General features: G+C 64.5%; 16 protein-coding genes. 2 read left to right on the top strand and 14 right to left on the bottom strand.

Annotation, left to right across the window (positions count from 1 at the left end; translation table 11 throughout):
* Nucleotides 1–188 precede the first annotated feature (188 nt).
* The 6 genes from blaBJP to JQ616_RS00175 form a co-directional block, all read right to left on the bottom strand.
* On the bottom strand, nucleotides 189–1,076 hold the full coding sequence (gene blaBJP / locus JQ616_RS00200) for a BJP family subclass B3 metallo-beta-lactamase (RefSeq protein ID WP_212011345.1): 888 nt from the start codon (nucleotides 1,074–1,076) through the stop codon (nucleotides 189–191).
* A gap of 128 nt (nucleotides 1,077–1,204) precedes the next feature.
* Nucleotides 1,205–1,588: a tautomerase family protein gene (locus tag JQ616_RS00195; RefSeq protein ID WP_212011343.1), complete on the bottom strand. Its 384-nt coding sequence runs from the start codon at nucleotides 1,586–1,588 to the stop codon at nucleotides 1,205–1,207.
* Between the two features lie 77 nt (nucleotides 1,589–1,665).
* Nucleotides 1,666–2,718, bottom strand: a complete 1,053-nt coding sequence (gene hisC / locus JQ616_RS00190; RefSeq protein ID WP_212011341.1) for a histidinol-phosphate transaminase — start codon at nucleotides 2,716–2,718, stop codon at nucleotides 1,666–1,668.
* Between the two features lie 103 nt (nucleotides 2,719–2,821).
* Nucleotides 2,822–3,676, bottom strand: a complete 855-nt coding sequence (locus tag JQ616_RS00185) for an FAS1-like dehydratase domain-containing protein (RefSeq protein ID WP_212011339.1) — start codon at nucleotides 3,674–3,676, stop codon at nucleotides 2,822–2,824.
* A gap of 27 nt (nucleotides 3,677–3,703) precedes the next feature.
* Entirely contained in the window at nucleotides 3,704–4,804 is a 1,101-nt protein-coding gene (locus JQ616_RS00180) for a CaiB/BaiF CoA transferase family protein (RefSeq protein ID WP_212011337.1), read from the bottom strand.
* 11 nt (nucleotides 4,805–4,815) lie between these two features.
* Nucleotides 4,816–5,985, bottom strand: coding sequence for an acyl-CoA dehydrogenase family protein (locus JQ616_RS00175; RefSeq protein ID WP_212011335.1), 1,170 nt, complete (start codon nucleotides 5,983–5,985; stop codon nucleotides 4,816–4,818).
* A 152-nt stretch (nucleotides 5,986–6,137) separates the two neighbouring features.
* On the opposite strand from JQ616_RS00175, the gene JQ616_RS00170 reads away from it, so the two are divergent.
* Nucleotides 6,138–7,061 (top strand): LysR substrate-binding domain-containing protein, encoded by a 924-nt coding sequence (locus JQ616_RS00170; protein WP_212011333.1) that lies wholly within the window; start codon nucleotides 6,138–6,140, stop codon nucleotides 7,059–7,061.
* Nucleotides 7,062–7,074: 13 nt separating this feature from the next.
* On the opposite strand, the gene JQ616_RS00165 is transcribed toward JQ616_RS00170, so the two are convergent.
* From JQ616_RS00165 to JQ616_RS00150, 4 genes are all read right to left on the bottom strand, one after another.
* Complete coding sequence (locus tag JQ616_RS00165; protein WP_212011331.1) at nucleotides 7,075–7,668, bottom strand: thiamine pyrophosphate-dependent enzyme; 594 nt, start codon at nucleotides 7,666–7,668, stop codon at nucleotides 7,075–7,077.
* Nucleotides 7,668–8,228: a thiamine pyrophosphate-binding protein gene (locus JQ616_RS00160; RefSeq protein WP_212011329.1), complete on the bottom strand. Its 561-nt coding sequence runs from the start codon at nucleotides 8,226–8,228 to the stop codon at nucleotides 7,668–7,670. The genes JQ616_RS00165 and JQ616_RS00160 overlap by 1 nt, the downstream gene beginning before the upstream one ends.
* A gap of 141 nt (nucleotides 8,229–8,369) precedes the next feature.
* Complete coding sequence (locus tag JQ616_RS00155) at nucleotides 8,370–9,173, bottom strand: isocitrate lyase/PEP mutase family protein (protein WP_212011327.1); 804 nt, start codon at nucleotides 9,171–9,173, stop codon at nucleotides 8,370–8,372.
* 69 nt (nucleotides 9,174–9,242) lie between these two features.
* Nucleotides 9,243–10,142 carry an alpha/beta fold hydrolase gene (locus JQ616_RS00150; RefSeq protein WP_212011325.1) on the bottom strand — a complete coding sequence of 300 codons (900 nt, stop codon included), beginning with the start codon at nucleotides 10,140–10,142 and terminating at the stop codon, nucleotides 9,243–9,245.
* A 77-nt stretch (nucleotides 10,143–10,219) separates the two neighbouring features.
* Here JQ616_RS00150 and JQ616_RS00145 point away from each other — a divergent pair, with 77 nt between their 5' ends.
* Nucleotides 10,220–10,756 carry a MarR family winged helix-turn-helix transcriptional regulator gene (locus JQ616_RS00145; protein ID WP_349629964.1) on the top strand — a complete coding sequence of 179 codons (537 nt, stop codon included), beginning with the start codon at nucleotides 10,220–10,222 and terminating at the stop codon, nucleotides 10,754–10,756.
* A 1-nt stretch (nucleotide 10,757) separates the two neighbouring features.
* Here the strand turns inward: JQ616_RS00145 and JQ616_RS00140 are convergent, their stop codons facing one another.
* The 4 genes from JQ616_RS00140 to JQ616_RS00125 all read right to left on the bottom strand — a co-directional run bounded on the left by JQ616_RS00140 (nucleotide 10,758) and on the right by JQ616_RS00125 (nucleotide 16,075).
* Nucleotides 10,758–12,593 carry a class I SAM-dependent methyltransferase gene (locus JQ616_RS00140; RefSeq protein ID WP_212011323.1) on the bottom strand — a complete coding sequence of 612 codons (1,836 nt, stop codon included), beginning with the start codon at nucleotides 12,591–12,593 and terminating at the stop codon, nucleotides 10,758–10,760.
* A gap of 100 nt (nucleotides 12,594–12,693) precedes the next feature.
* Nucleotides 12,694–13,968, bottom strand: a complete 1,275-nt coding sequence (locus tag JQ616_RS00135; RefSeq protein WP_212011321.1) for a cytochrome P450 — start codon at nucleotides 13,966–13,968, stop codon at nucleotides 12,694–12,696.
* Nucleotides 13,969–14,185: 217 nt separating this feature from the next.
* Nucleotides 14,186–15,457 (bottom strand): cytochrome P450, encoded by a 1,272-nt coding sequence (locus tag JQ616_RS00130; protein WP_212011319.1) that lies wholly within the window; start codon nucleotides 15,455–15,457, stop codon nucleotides 14,186–14,188.
* Nucleotides 15,458–15,700: 243 nt separating this feature from the next.
* Nucleotides 15,701–16,075 carry a hypothetical protein gene (locus JQ616_RS00125; RefSeq protein ID WP_212011317.1) on the bottom strand — a complete coding sequence of 125 codons (375 nt, stop codon included), beginning with the start codon at nucleotides 16,073–16,075 and terminating at the stop codon, nucleotides 15,701–15,703.
* Nucleotides 16,076–16,158 lie beyond the last annotated feature (83 nt).

The raw sequence follows: 16,158 nt of genomic DNA, 5'->3' as shown, positions 1-16,158 counted from the left end.
ATGTCAAGCCGCCGCACCCATGGTTGCCGCGGCAACGGCCTGAAAATAGCACAGGCAGCCACTCCACGTCATCCTGAGGTGCAAGCGAAGCGAGCCTCGAAGGATGCGTGGCCGGAGTGGGGCCGTGCATCCTTCGAGACGCCGCTTCGCGGCTCCTCAGGATGACGGGGGACGTTTCGCGATAGCCCCTAATTCGCCTTCTGCAATGCAGCGGTCTGCTTGGCGAGTTGCTTGTCGAAATCCTGCTCCAGCCCCGCCACATAGGAGGCGTTTTCGCCCGGCTTGACGAACGGGTTCGGCGCGCCGTCCTTCATCGCGGCACGCTTGGCCTGCATGTCGTAGACCTCCGGATGCGGCCCGAGCAGCACGTCGACCTTCATCGCCTTGACCTTGGCGAAGGTCGCGCGGTAGTCGTCAACGATGCCGGGATAGGTCGGGCGCCCGATCAGCCGGTTCAGCGCCACCGTTCCGCTGCAGAAGAACAGCACGTTGCGGGTCTGGTTGCCATCCTTCGCCGTCATCTCCCAGCTGGTGCAGCCGGGCGAATGGCCGGGCGTGGCGTGTGCGGTCAGCGTCACGTCGCCGAGCGTGACCTTGTCGCCTTCCTTGACGGTGCGGTCGACCTTGACCGGCGTAAAGGCAAGATCGGCGTTGCTCTCGTCACCCGGATAATAGCCGCCCTCGAGCAGTGGCTTGTCACGCTCGCCGGCGATCAGCTGGGCGCCGGTCTCCTGCTTGATCTCGGCAAAGCCGCCGGTGTGATCGAGATGGGCGTGAGTGTTGAGGATGATCTTGATGTCGCCTTCCTTGAAGCCGAGCTTGGCGATGTTGTCCTTGATCATGCCGGTCGACTGCTGCATCGCCGTGTCCATCAGGATCAGCCCTTGCGACGTCTTGATGATGTAGACGGCGATGCCGTCGGTGCCGACGTAGTAGATATTGTCGATCAGCTGGAACGGCTCGAACGGCGCGGTCCACTTCTTCATGACGGTAGCCATGAAGTCCTTCAGCGTCTGTGCTTGCGCACCGGTTGCGATCAGCGCGAGCGCGCACAGCGCGGCTGCGATCGTCCTCATGGTTGCCTCCCTGCTTGTTATTGTTCGTGCACGGGCTGCACTATGCGTGCTGGCAACGCCGGCCGCAAGCTGCGGACGGCAGGCCGCCGGCCAAGGCGACCGCCGTCCGGCGCATGCCTGTTCCGCGTTCAGCTCGCGTATTGCGCGATGCCGTTGCCGAACGACCAGTTCTCCTTGGCGACCTCGACCAGGTTGATGAAGATATCGTCCGGCCGGCCCTGCAACTGGCTCTGATAGTCGTCAACGATCCGCTTGTAGAACGCCTTCTTCATGTCGATCGTTCGCCCGGCATTCATGGTGATCTGGATGAAGATGAGATCGTCGCTGTAGGTGTTGCCGAGATAATTGTCGGCATAGTTCAGATCGCCACGGTCATGCTCGGTGATGATCTGAAACTTGTCATTCTCGGGTACGTTGATCACCTCACGCATCGCCTTGTAGACGATTTCGCCCAGGGTCTTGCGATAGTCGGCGGACTTGCCGCGCTTCAGGTCGATACGAACGAATGGCATGGTGGTCTCCTGTGGAGTTTTCGGTCAGGGCGGGGGCACGTGAGCCGACATTCGGTTCCAGCGACGGCTGAGCCGGATCAAACGATCTGGTGCAGCAGGGCGAGCAGGCGGCCGCATTCGTCGTCCGTGCCGATCGTGATGCGCAGGAAATCCTCGATCCGCGGCTTCTGGAAATGCCGGACCAGGACGCCGCGCTCGCGCAACTTGGCGGCGAGATCGGCGCCGCGATGGCCGCCATGACGGGCGAACACGAAATTCGCATGCGATGGCAGCACCTCGAAGCCGAGCTTGGTGAGGCCGCGGGTGAGCGCCTCGCGGCTTCCGATGATGCGTTGCCGCGTCTCTTGAAACCAGGCGTCGTCTTCAATCGAGGCGACGGCGCCTGCGATCGCGAAACAATCCAGCGGATAGGAGTTGAAGCTGTCCTTGACCCGTTCCAGCGCCTCGATCAGCGGGCGCTGGCCGATCGCGAAGCCAACGCGCAGTCCCGCCAGCGCGCGCGATTTCGAGAGCGTCTGGATGACAAGCAGATTGTCGTGGCGCGCGACCAGCGGCACCACGCTTTCGGCGCCGAAGTCGACATAGGCCTCGTCGACCACCACCAGCCGGTCCGGCTGCTCGCTGACCAGCGCCTCGATCGCGGCGCGCGGCAGCGCGATGCCGGTCGGCGCATTGGGATTGCACAGCAGGATGGCGCTGCCCGGCCGCCGGTAGTCGGCGAGGTCGATCCGCATCGCGGCATCGAGCGGCACGGTTTCGTGACTGACGCCATAGAGGCGGCAATAGACCGGGTAGAAGCTGTAGGTGATGTCGGGAAACAGCAGCGGCGCGTCGTGCTTCAGCAGCGCCGGAAAGGCGTGGGCCAGCACCTCGTCCGAGCCATTGCCGACGAACACCTCATCGGATGTAACCCCATAGCGCGTCGCGATCGCCTCGCGCAGGGCGGTTGCGCGCGGATCCGGATAGAGCCGCAGGCGATCCGTGGTCGCGGTGATCGCCGCGATTGCGCGCGGCGAAGGCAGGTAGGGGTTTTCGTTGGTGTTGAGCTTGACGAGGCCGTCGATCTTGGGCTGCTCGCCGGGCACGTAGGGCGACAGATTGTGGACGACCGAACTCCAGAAGCGACTCATGATTTGCGATCCAGGGATGAATGCAATCACAATACGGAAGTCGAGGCGCCGATGAAAGCGCCTCTTTTTTCCTTCGCGTCCCGATGCGAGCCCGCTTCGCCCTTTACCAGCTCGCCGTGCCCTTCATGGTCGGCTGACCCTCGGCATTGGCGGTCCACAGCTCCATGCCGCCGTCTTTCTCGTTGGCATTGATCGAGAACTCGCTGCCCTCGAACAGCGGCTGCACGCCGCGATAGGACAGCTTCTTCGGCGGCTTGCCGCCGCGCAGCCTGGCGGCGAGCTCGACGATGAAGGAGGCCTGCAAGGGGCCGTGGAAGATCAGGCCCGGATAGCCCTCGACCTTGGTGACGTAGTCGCGATCGTAATGGATGCGGTGGCCGTTGAAGGTCAGCGCCGAGTAACGAAACAGCAGCACCGGATCGGAGACATGGCTCTCGCGATGCTGCGCGGCCGGGGGAGGCGGCGGCGCCTTGGCCGGGGCTGCGCCTTGCGTCGTCGTCATCTCGCGATAGACGATGTCCTGCCGCTCGCGGACCGCAAGCCCGCGCGAGGTCGTCACCTCGTGATTGACCGAGACGAAGCACAGCGTGCCGGTTGAGCCTGATTTCACCGTGACGTCGGCGATCGTCGAGGTCCGCTTCGCGTCATCGCCGATCCGCAACGCGTCGACGAATTCGAGCTCGCCGCCGGCCCACATCCGGCGCGGCAGCGGCACCGGCGGCAGGAAGCCGCCGCGGGTCGGGTGGCCGTCGGGGCCAAGTTGCGACATCGGAAACACCGGCTGTGCCAGGCACCAATGCGTGGTCCACGGCGCGGCATCGCCGGCCTTCGGCTCGCCGATCTCCTGGAACAGCGTCGCGCGCAGGCCCATCACCAGATATTTGGTGACGACGTCGGAGGCCTCGGTGGTCTTGCCGATCCACTGGCGGAGATGATCGAGGTCGAGTTTATCGGTCATGTCTGTGTTGCCCGGGCAGGAGAGATGTCAGGAACGTTTGGTGCGCTCGCCGATCGCGGGCACCTTGCCGTAGTGCCTGTCCTCGCCGACGACGATCGCGGCCGGCGCCGGATAGCTCACCTTGCCGTTCGGCGTGTCGACCTCGATGCGGCGCAGATGCGGGTGCTTGGCGAGATCGTCCATGCTGTTGACCTCGGCGAAGGCAATGTCGGCTTCCGCGAGCTTCGCCAGCAACTCGTCGCGGGTCAGTCTGCCGAAGCTGTCGTTGACGATTCCGTCGGTCAGCGCGCGGTTGCGCACGCGCTCGACCATGTTGGCGAAGCGCGGATCGTCGGGCAGGCCGGGCTGGCCGAGCACCTTGGCGCACAGCGTCTTCCACTCGCGCTCGCTCTGGATCGAGATCAGGATCTCCTTGCCGTCCTTGGAGCGGAACACGCCATAGGGCGCGATCGAGGGATGGGCGAGGCCGATGCGTTTCGGCGACTTGCCGTCCTCGGCATTGAGCAGCGGCACGGTGAGCCAGTCGGCCATCACGTCGAACATCGAGATCCGGATGTCGGCGCCTTCGCCGGTGCGGCCGCGGCCGATCAGCGCTTCGAGGATCGCGGCATGCGCGGTGGCGCCGGTCGCGACGTCGACGATCGACATGCCGACGCGCGAGGCGCCCTCGGGGCCGCCGGTGATCGAGGCGAGACCACTCTCGGCCTGGATCAGGAGGTCATAGGCCTTGCGATCGGCGTACGGGCCGGTGTCGCCATAGCCGGTGATCGTACACATGATCAGCTTCGGATAGGCCTTGCGCAGCCGCTCGCGCGAGAAGCCGAGCTTGTCCATCGAGCCGGGCTTGAGGTTCTGCAGCAGCACGTCGGCGCCCGCGATCAGCTGTTCCAGCTGCGCGCGTCCTTCCTTGGTGGCGAGGTCGACCACCGCGGAATCCTTGCCGCGGTTGAGCCAGACGAAATAGCTGCTCTGGCCCTTCGCCGCGGCGTCGTAGCCGCGGGCGAAATCGCCCTCAGGCCGCTCGATCTTGATGACATGGGCGCCGGCATCGGCCAGGCGTGACGAGCAGAACGGCGCGGCGACCGCCTGTTCGACGGCGATGACGGTCAATCCCTCAAGCGGCAGCATGATCAGACAACTCAGTAGGAGCGGGGCATGCCGAGCACGTGCTCGGCGACGAAGGACAGGATCAGATTGGTCGAGATCGGTGCCACCTGATAGAGCCGGGTCTCGCGGAATTTGCGCTCGACGTCATACTCCTCGGCGAAGCCGAAGCCGCCATGGGTCTGCACGCAGGCATTGGCCGCTTCCCAGGAGGCGTCGGCCGCCAGCATCTTGGCCATGTTGGCCTCGGCGCCGCAATCGAGCCCGGCTTCATATTTGCGGGTGGCTTCCTTCACCATCAATTCCGCCGCGCGCATCGAGGCGTAGGCTTTGGCGATCGGGAACTGGATGCCCTGGTTCTGGCCGATCGGCCGGCCGAACACGCTGCGCTCCTTGGCATAGTTGGTGGCCTTGGCGATGAACCATTTGGCATCGCCGACGCATTCGGCCGCGATCAATATGCGCTCGGCATTCATGCCGGAGAGGATGTAGCGGAAGCCCTTGCCTTCCTCGCCGATCAGATTCTCCGCCGGCACCTTCATGTCGGTGAAGAACACTTCGGTGGTGGCATGGTTCATCATGGTGCGGATCGGGCGGATCTCCAGACCCTTGCCCTTCACCTCGCGCATGTCGACGATGAACACCGAAAGCCCGTCGGTGCGCTTCTTCGACTGCTCCTTCGGCGTGGTGCGCGCCAGCAGCACCATCAGGTCGGAATATTCGGCGCGGCTGGTCCAGATCTTCTGGCCGTTGACGATGTAGTGGTCGCCCTCGCGGCGTGCGAAGGTCTTCAGCGACGAGGTGTCGGTGCCGCTGGTCGGCTCGGTGACCCCGAACGCCTGCAACCGCAATTCGCCGGTCGCGACCTTCGGCAGATACTTCGCCTTCTGCGCGTCGTTGCCGTGCCGCAGCACGGTGCCCATCGTGTACATCTGGGCGTGGCAGCCGCCGCCATTGCAGCCGGCACGCTGAATCTCTTCCAGGATCGCGGCCGCCGCCGACAGCTTCAGGCCCGCGCCGCCATATTCCTCGGGGATCAGCACCGAGAGATAGCCGGCCTCCGTCAGCGCATCGACGAACTCCTTCGGATAGGCCATCTGGCGGTCGAGCTTGCGCCAGTATTCGCCCGGAAACTGCGCGCAGAGCTTTGCGACGGCGTCGCGGATGTCGGTGTGGTCGTCGGTGTGCTGATCGTGTGTGGTCATTGTTTCGTCTTGCCGAGAGGTTGCGCCAGAGCATTTTCGAGCGAAACGGAAACCGGTTCGCGTGAGGAAAACGCCCGCTGTTGTGGGGCCCCGGTAAACTCCCTATGCTGTTTTGTTATAGCGTATGAACCTGCCTTCCAGGATTGGCAAGTATGGATTTCCGCCAGCTTAGGACCTTTGCGTGCGTCGCGGAACTCGGGAGTCTGAGCAAGGCATCCGATACCTTGCGGGTCGCGCAGCCGGCGCTGAGCCGGCAGATCAAGCTGCTGGAGCACGAGCTGCGCACCGAACTGTTCACGCGCAACGGCCGCGGCATGGTGCTGACCGATGCCGGCCGGCTGCTGCTGGCGCGCACCAGCGGTATCGTGCGGCAGATCGACCAGATCCGCGATGACATCCAGTCCGCCGGCGGCGCGCCGTCCGGGCGCGTCGTGCTTGGGCTGGTGCCGACGGTGAGCTGCGTGCTGTCGGCGCGGCTGGCGCGGCGCACGGTGGAACGCTATCCCGGCATCTCGCTCTGTATCGTCGAGAGCTACAGCGGCCATCTGATCGAATGGTTGCATCGCGGCGAGATGGACCTTGCGGTGATCTACGGCCCCTCGGTCGACCTGCACCTGGCGGTGCAGAGCCTCGGCCGCGACAGCATCGTCGCGGTCGGCCCGCGCGGCAGCGGGCTGAAGCAGAAGAAGCAGGTCGAATTCGGCTGGCTGATGCGCCAGCGCCTGGTGCTGCCCAGTCATTCGCACGGCCTCCGTGCGCTGCTCGAACATGCGGCGGCGAGAAAGAAGATCGATCTCGACGTCAAGCTGGAGGCGGATTCATTTCGCGTGCTGACCAGCCTGGTCGAGGAGGGGCTCGGATACACCATGCTGCCGCCGTCCTCGGTGCGTGCCGAGGTCGCGGAGGGGCGGCTCGAGACCGCCGCCATCGCGCGCCCGGCGCCGCGGCGCGAGCTGACGCTGGCCTCGCCGGTCGAGCATCCCGGCTCCAATGCGATGACGCTGATCGCAAAGCTGCTGCGCGACGAGGTCACCGCGCTGCGCGCCGAGGGGCTCTGGGATATCCAGCTCGCCTGAGCGCGGCGTCGCATCAGCTCACCCTGAAGCCGAGATGGCCGCGGAAGCGGTTCTTCAGATAGGTGCCGTCGCGCGGCGGCAGCGCGCGCTCGACTTCGCCGGCGGCGATGCGGATCCGTGCGAGGCGCGGGCCGCCGTTGAGATCGCGCAAGCTCGCGCGGAAGCTCTCGATGCCGGCCATGTCGACAATCTCGGAGACATTGTGAATTCCTGCGCCGCTCGCGATCACCTCGAGCCTGGCGCCGAGGCCGGAGTGGCTGAGCTGCATCCCGGTCTCGCCGAAATGCCCGTTGTCGAGCACCGCGATCGAGAGATTGCCGGGCTGCTTGGTCGCTATGGTCAAGAGGCTGCCGATCCCCATCAGCTGCTCGCCGTCGCCGGTGACGACCAGCACCGGCCGCTTCGGCTGCGCCAGCGCGAGGCCGAGCCCGACCATCGCGGCGCCGCCCATCGCGCCCCAGAGATAGAAATTGCCCGGGTGCTCGCCGGCATCGAACACGTCGTAGGACGAGGAGCCGAGCCCGGAGATCACGAGCAGGTCGCCGCGCTCGGCGAGCAGTGCCTTCACGGCGGCGCGGCGGTCGAGTGTGCCTGTTGGCGCTGACATCAATGCGTCTCCCTGGTCCACTTCTTGCGGCCGATCATCCGCTGCGAAATCAAGACCGCGACCTGCTGGTCGCCGTCATAGGCGAGCGAGGCGGCAGCCGAGATCACTTCCTCGGCGTCGTCGGGGTTCTTGAGCCGCAGCACTGACGTGCCCATGATCTCGAACGCCTGTGGCGTCGCACGGCCCATCGGGATCTGCCAGGGATTGAACTCGGCCCATTCGCCGCGCATCGTCACCAGTGTCAGCAGCGGGAAGCGGCAGCTCGCCATCAGCGACAGCATGTTGACGCAATTGCCGACGCCGCTCGATTGCATCAACAGCACCGCGCGATCGCCGCCGAGCCAGGCGCCGGCGGCCATCGCCACGCCTTCCTCCTCGGTGGTCAAAACGGTGGTCTTGATGTCGGCATCGGCGTGCGACAGCTTGATTAGCTTGGAATGTCCGGCGTCGGGAACGTAGGACACTTGCGCCACGCCAAAGCTCTTCAGCGTGCGGTAGATCGCGACCGGCCAATCGGTGCTGGTCGCGCTGTCCTGGTGAACGGCAATCTGGTCCATCATGGCCTCGGCTCGGGATGCGCAGTGGCGCGTCCTCACACCGAAGGCTTTACCGCGCGAGCAGACTTAACTCCCTTCGCATCTGGCTCGCGCAGCTATACCGGATTTGTATACCCGCGTCGCGGCAGCCGGCGACCGTCCAACTCAGGCATTCGGCTGGAGAAACGGGCCGTATTGCTTGCTCGCGATGACCGCGGCGGCGGCCTCTCCGATGACGCGCATCGCGGCCATCATCGGCCACGGACCGAGGCTGACCCTGCGCACGCCGGCGCGGGCGAGATCCGGGATTTCGGGAACGCCCCGCGTCACCATGATGTTGACGGGCAGAGGCGTCAGCTGGACGAACCGCCCGATCAGCACGAGGTCGGTGAGTCCCGGTACAAAAATGCCGTCGGCACCGGCATCGGCATAGACCTTCGCGCGCCTCGCCGCTTCGTTCAGGCATTCATCCGGCGATCCGAACTTCAGCAGAAACGGATCGGTCCGCGCATTGATGAAAAGGTGAACTCCGAGCTGTTGCGCGGCGGCTCGCACCGCCTTGATCTTTGTCGCATGCTGCTCTGGGCTCGCGAGTTGCCGCTTTCCGCCAACCAGTCCGTCCTCGATGTTGATGCCGATGGCACCGGCCTTCAGGATCCTGGCCGCCGAATGCGCGGCGGCGTCTGCCGTGTCGCCATATCCGGCCTCCAGATCGATCGATACCGGGACAGGCACGGAGGCGGTCATTCGTGAGACCAGACCTTCGATCCTCTCCAGCGGGGCATTTTCTCCGTCGGCATAGCCGAGCGCGGACGCGACTGCGCCGCTGCTGGTTGCGACCGCCGGCGAACTCTTTGCGATGGCCTTCGCGGTGGCGACGTCCCAGGCGTTGAACAGGACGAGTGGATCGCCCTTGCTGTGAAGGGCGTGAAAGGCTTCGGCGTATCGTTGCTGTGTCGTGGCGTCCATTGCGCGCACTCCTTTTGAGGGAAACGGAAAGATATTGGCTGACGCGGCCGGTGCTCGCGGCGCGCCGGTTCAATCGGGGGCGTGGGTCTTGAACCAGTCCATGATCAGACCGGTGACCTCGGCCTCACGCTCGAGGTGCGGGAAATGCCCGACATCGGGCAGGACAACGCGCCGATGCGGCCCCTTGAAGAGCGGCTCTTCCCTGATCGAATAGCGCGCCGTCGGATCGTTGCCGCCATAAATCGTCAGCGTCGGCGTATGCATGTCGTTGATCGGCAGCCGGCCCGCAACTCCCGCATCGACCAGGCCATTGTAGTATTTCAGCGCCGCCTTCATGGTGCCGGGGGAGCTGAGCGTCTCTTTGACCGAGCGGAGATGCTCGTCGTTCTCAAGGGTTGGCGACCACAACTTCCAAAGGTAGTCGACGAAGGGAAGTCCCTCGATGTTGACCGCCGCGTGAGCGCCAGGCACCGTGAAGAAATAGACATGGAAGACCGATCGAACGGCATCGGGATCGCTTCTGAGGCTCGGGATTGTGATCGGGTGCGCGGTATTCATCACCACCGCGGCCTTGATTGCCGACGGCGCGGTGGCCAGCGCCTGGAAGGTTGAGGTGCCGCCCCAATCCATGCCGACGACGCAGGCCCGTCCGTCGTCGCTCAGCGCCGCGATCAGCGTTTCGAGATCGCGGCCGAGCGCGATCGGATCGAAAAGGCCGTCGGCTGGAATCTCGGTCGGCGCGTAGCCGCGCAGGAACGGCGCGACCGCACGATACCCGGCATCCGCGAACACCTGCAGCTGCTTTCGATACGACCATGCGTTGTCGGGAAAGCCGTGCATGAACATCACGAGCGGTCCGCAGCCCTGTTCCAGATAGGCAAACCGCACGCCGTTGGCCTGCACGTATTTCAGGGTGGGTTCGCTGCCGGCGGCCTCAGCGGTTGCCAGTGCGGTGCTTCGGGTCGTCATCGCGTTCTCCATTTCTTGTCGGCGTTGCTCTCCCAGAAATATGTGCGTAGCGCACATATCTGGTCAAGTTGTTTTTTGTGCGCAGCGCACATATTGTTCGACGCATGGAAAACGGAATCGCCAATCTGCTGGGCGCGCTATCGCTCGCCGTCATGGATCGCATCGAGCAAGGTGCGCGGGAGGTGGTCGGCCGCGGCGGCGAAACGCCTGCGGCGCTCATCGTTATCGGCTACGGCCAGGGCATGACCAACGACAAGCTGAGGCGGATCCTTGGCCTGTCGCATTCGGGAACGGTGCGGCTGGTGGATCGTCTGGTGTCGGATCGACTGGTCGAGCGCCGGGCGGGCAAGGATGGGCGTGAAGTCGCCTTGCATTTGACGGCCACCGGCGCCGCAGCGCGCAACGAATTGCTGGCGTCGCGGATCTCCGCCGTGACGTCGCTGTTGGATGTGATGTCACCGGCCGAACGCAAGCAGCTTGCAACGTTGATCCGCGAGTTGCTGGCGAGGCAGGACACATCAGAGATGGATCGCTTCACGATCTGCCGGATGTGTGACGACCGGGTTTGCACCAACTGCCCGTTGCCGACCAACAAGGGCCAGCACGCTCGCTGAGTCAGCGCGCCGTCTTGCCCGCCGTGAACACGTACATGTTCCAGAATGTCTCGGGATGGTCGACCTCGAAGCGGTGCCATTGATCGAGGCTGGTCTCGCCGGCCGCGCCCTCAAACTGCTTGCGGAACTGGTCGAGCACGGCCGGGTCGTCAAACGGCTCGAAGCCCTGGAAGGTCAGGCCGTGGTCGCTGAGGAACGCCGCGATCTCGGGGATCGTCAGGCGGTGCTCCATGACGTTGAACAGCAGGTCGCGGCAGCCGCTCATGCTGTAGAAATCCTTAGCGCCGATCAGCGGTCTCCACTGCTCCGCCTCGCGAAAGATCTCCTGCCGGCACCGTCTGATGTCGTCGGCGGTAGCGCGATAGCCGCGCGCCGCGATGCGGGCGCGAGCCTCGACGATGACGCGGCGCGCCAGCTCGCTGTACAGGCCGATGCGCATCGTGCCGCCCGGCCGCAGCAGCGAGACCAGCACGCGCCAGCCGGCAAAGGGTTCGGCCAGATGGTGCAGCACGCCGACTGACTCGATGCTGTCGAACGTGCGATCGATCGCACCAAGTTCGAGGATATCCGCCTGCGCATACTCGATATTGCGCAGGCCGAGCTCCCGCGTCTTGCGCCGCGCATAGGCGAGGCTGGTCATGCTGATGTCGACTGCGAGCAGGCGCGCGTTCGGATAGACCTGCGCGATCTGGATTGCGTGCGAGCCGGTGCCGCACCCCGCAATCAGGATATCCCGCTCGGCTTGCTGTTCCGCGGTCGCAACGGTCCGCCCCCGCGCCCGATCGGCCGCGAATGCCGTCAGCGGGTTGACGGTCCAGCGCGGATAGGGATTTTCCTCGTATTGCCGCATCACCTCGACGGAGACGTCGTTCTGGATCGGGGTGAGCGTCGCAATTGCGCTGCGCTCGTTGATCTCCTCGCGCGGCTCGCGAAGCTGCACCCGCAACAGGCCGGAGATCGCCGCGGGCCAGTCCCGGCGCAGCAGCGCGTCCGCCGCCGGAAGCGAGTGAAGCGGGAGATAGGTCGCAACCACCGCCAGCGTGAGCGGCGCGATCGCGGCGCCTGACGCAAGGTCTCGCAGCAATCGATCGCGCAATGCGCCCGCGCGCTCGCTGTCCGCCTCGGTCTGCCCATAGACATATTCGTCGATGAAGCATTGCCGGGCGAGTGCACAGGCAAAGGCGACGATGTCGTCCTCGACGTCGTCTTCGTTGTTCGCGAGCCGCAGCAGCTCGGCCCGCGCATGTCCCAGCAGCATCTCGAGCTGCATGCTCGCCAGCGTCGTCGCTTCCATCGCGCAGCGCAGGAACAGATCGTTCGCAAGCGGGGCGATGCCTTCGCTGCCGAACAATTCGGCGGTCGCGATCGGCAGCGGCCACTTGCCGGCGATCCGCTCGACGTAGCGGGTGACGGTGGGGCTCTGCAGGATGAAGCCGACCGCCTTGGCATCCATGCCGAGCGCAAGCGCCTTGCTGAAATGTGCGGCCGCCTTGGTGCGATTGCCCAGCGCCTGGTAGGAGTTGCCGGCATTATAGTGGCAGGCGGCGTTGACCTCGTCCGAGGCAATCGCCTTGGTGAACAGCTTCGCGGCGGCTCGGTGATCGCCGGCTGCCTGCGCCATCAGGCCGAGAAGATTGAGGCTCTGCACATGGGCAGGTTCGCGCGCCAGAATTTGCCGGCAAATCTCCTGCGCATCGCCAAAGCGGCGCATTGCGTAGAAGCGGCTGGCCTCGGCGGCGAGGCCGGCAATGCTGACGCCCGTGGAGCCGAAGACAGGTGCGTTTTTGCCGGACGCGTCCTGCTGCTTACCGGCGGCACGCCGTTCTTTCCGGTTCATGTTCCGTCAACTGGCCCAAGCTGCAAGACGCGGTGCACCAACCCACCACGCCCGGCAAGACATAGGGCCGATCGCGCCTGTGGCCAAGGACAATCTAGATTCAGCCCGGGATCCGCACCGGCAGGTTCTCGATGCCGCGGACGAAGCTGGAATAGACCCGCTTCGGTTCGCCGACCACCTCGATGCGGTCGAAGCGCTTCAGCATCTCCTGCCAGACGATCTTGAGCTGCAGCTCGGCAAGCCGCATGCCGACGCAGCGATGGATGCCGAAGCCGAACGAGAGGTGGATGCGCGGTCTCGCGCGATCGATGATGAATTCGTTCGGACGCTCGATCACCTCGTCGTCGCGGTTGCCCGAGACGTACCACATCACGACGCGGTCGCCCTTCCTGATCGTCTTGCCACCGATCTCGGTGTCGACAAGGGCGGTGCGCCGCATATGCGCCAGCGGCGTCTGCCAGCGGATCACCTCCGGCACCATGGTGTCGATCAGCTCGGGGTTCTCTTTCAGCTTCTGGAATTGGTCGGGATGCTCGTGCAGCGCCAGCACCGAGCCGCTCATGGTATTGCGCGTGGTGTCGTTGCCGCCGACGATGAGCAGGATGATGTTGCCCATCAGATTGTCGGGGTCCATGTGCCGCGTGGCGTCGCTATGTGCCATCATCGACAGCAAATCGTTGCGCGGGGCCGAGTTGACGCGCTCGTTCCAGAGCTTCGTGAACGTGCCGTAGCACTCGTCCATCTCCCGCCGCCGCTGTTCCGGCGAGTCGACCACACCGCTCTTTGGCAGCGCGGTGGAGACATCGGACCAGCGTGTCAGCTTGCGCCGCTCTTCCCAGGGGAAGTCGAACAGCGTCGCCAGCATCTGGGTCGTCAATTCGATCGAGACACGCTCGACGAAATTGAAGGTCTCGTTGCGAGGTAGATTGTCGAGCACGCTGGCCGAGCGCTGGCGGATCAGCTTGGCCAGCTCATCGAGGTGCGTCGGCGTGAACATTGGCGACACGGTCTTGCGCTGATGGGCGTGCTTCGGCTGGTCCATCGCGATGAAGCTCGGATAGTCGTAGCCGGGCGGCACGTCGCGGATCGAGATGCCGCCGAGCGTGGAATCGGAGGAGAAGATGCCGTGGCTGGTGTCGACATGCATGATGTCGTTGTACTTCACGACGGACCAGTACGGCTCGATCGGCGCATTGGTGCAGTAATGCACCGGCTCTTCCTTGCGCAGCCGCTCGAACCACGGCCACAGCGTGTCGTTCTGGAATAGCCGCGGCGCGCCGGGATGAAAATCCTTCAGAGGTGTCGCATAGGCTTCCTCGCGCGCCTGGCGCTCTAGCTCGGCCCGGTCGGCACGGATAGCGGTCTGGACGTTCATGATCTCTCTCTAGTTTCCAAAGCCGAACGGGAGGTGGTTGGGCTCTCTCCCCCCTTGCGGGGGAGAGTTGGAGAGAGGGGTGAGCCACGAGCACTGCCTGCGCGGCTTACCCCTCTCCCTAACCCTCCCCCGCAAGGGGGGAGGGAACCCATCCGATCGTGCCACCCTGACTCAGGCCAAACGACGCAATTGTTTCAACACGACAGCGGTTGCACCGTCAGGCCGCAATGCGCACCGGCAGCGTCTCGTAGCCCTTGATGAAGCTGGAATACACCCGCTGCGGCTCTTCCACCACCTCGATGGTGTCGAAGCGCTTGAGGATCTCTTCCCAGATGATCTTGAGCTGCAGCTCGGCGAGCCGCAGGCCGACGCAGCGGTGGATGCCGAAGCCGAACGAGATGTGGGTGCGCGGCCGGGCGCGGTCGATCAGGAACTCGTAGGGCTTCTCGATCGCCTCTTCGTCGCGGTTGCCCGAGACGTACCACATCACGACCTTGTCGCCCTTCCTGATCTGGCGGCCGCGGAATTCGAAGTCGGCGAGCGCGGTGCGCCGCATATGGGCGAGCGGCGTCTGCCAGCGGATCACCTCGGGCACGAAGCTGTCGATCAATGCCGGATTCTCGCGTAGCTTGCGGTACTGCTCCGGATGCTTGGCGAGTGCGTAGATGCTGCCGGACAGCGTGTTGCGTGTGGTGTCGTTGCCGCCGACGATCAGCAGGATCAAATTGCCGAGGAAGTTCTTCGGATCCATGTTCCGCGTGGCGTCGCTGTGCGCCATCATCGAGAGCAGGTCGCTCTTCGGCGGCTGGCCAGAGCGCTCCTTCCAGAGTCGTGCGAAATAGCTCGCGCATTCCATCAGCTCGGCCTGCCGCTCGTCCTCGGTGGCGACGAGGCCGCCGGCGCCGGGCAGGGTGGTCGCGACGTCGGACCAGCGCGTCAGCTTGCGGCGGTCCTCCCAGGGGAAGTCAAACAGCACCGCGAGCATCTGCGTTGTCAGCTCGATCGAGACCTTGTCGACCCAGTCGAACACCTCGGCGCGCGGCAAATTGTCGAGGCACTCGGTCGAGCGCTTGCGGATGTTGAGGGCGAGCTCGTCGAGATGCGTCGGCGTGAACATCGGCGCCACGGTCTTGCGCTGCGCCGAATGGCGCGGCTGGTCCATCGCGATGAAGCTTTCGCGGCGCAGGTCCGGCGGCACGTCGCGGATGGTGATGCCGCCGAGCGAGGCGGCCGAGGAGAACACCGAATGGTTGGTCTCGATGTCCATGATGTCGTTGTAGCGGGTGATCGACCAGTACGGACCGAACATCGAGTCCTTGCAGTAGTGCACCGGATCCTCGCGGCGCAGCCGGTCGAAATACGGCCAGAACGTATCGGTCTTGAACAGCTCGGGATTGCCGGGATCGTAGTCCGCGAGCGGCAACGTGTTGGCGCGCTCGCGCGCGGCGTCCAGATTCCTGTCGTCGACGAGATCGATGGTCCCGTGCATGGGCGGCTCCTCAACCGTTGCCAACGCCGGAGCATGGCCGGCGCGGCATGTTTTACTGAATTACATTCCCATTCCGCCGTTCGCGCAAGGGCCGTCAGCGCGCATTTGGCCGCATTGATGTCAGGCCAAAGCGGCCGAATCCGGACCTTTTCCGATGGTGGGACGGCAGTGCTGGTGACCACGCCTGTTGGAAACGGCGTTTGATTCGGCTGGATGGTGTCGTGTGATCGATGCCGCCGTCGCTTATTGACTGTCGCTCTTTTCGCTGCCGGCTTTCTCGCACGGGTAGGTGTCCTGCATGCCCCATAGCAGCAGGAGAGCGACCGCCATCTCGCCTTTCGCGGACCGCTTGTCGGCCGACTTGAGCATGATCTCTTCGACTTGCTCGCTGCTCAGTGCGAGGTCGCCGGGCATGCAAAACAGCATTTGCCCGCCATGCCGCTTCAGCCAGGCATTGGAAGCCATCAGGCCGCCCCTGACGCCGTCCAGGTACATATGATTGAAGATACGAAAATTCTCGTTCTTCGGATTGCGATAGGACTCCAGGCGCACGTCGACGGCGTAAGCGGGAGCTGCCGTCAGCACCAGAAAGCACGCCGACACGATCCACTTGTTCATCGTCAGGTTTCCTCGCTTTTGCGGCGTGTTCCTCTTAACGGTTCTGTCGGTTCAGCTCCGGCCGGGGTTCGAGGCAAGCGAAG

Origin of the sequence: Bradyrhizobium tropiciagri, assembly GCF_018130545.1 — a bacterium.
Taxonomy (GTDB): Bacteria; Pseudomonadota; Alphaproteobacteria; order Rhizobiales; family Xanthobacteraceae; genus Bradyrhizobium; species Bradyrhizobium tropiciagri_A.
Note: the sequence above shows the minus strand (reverse complement) of the source record. Positions and strands in the feature narration are given on the sequence as shown.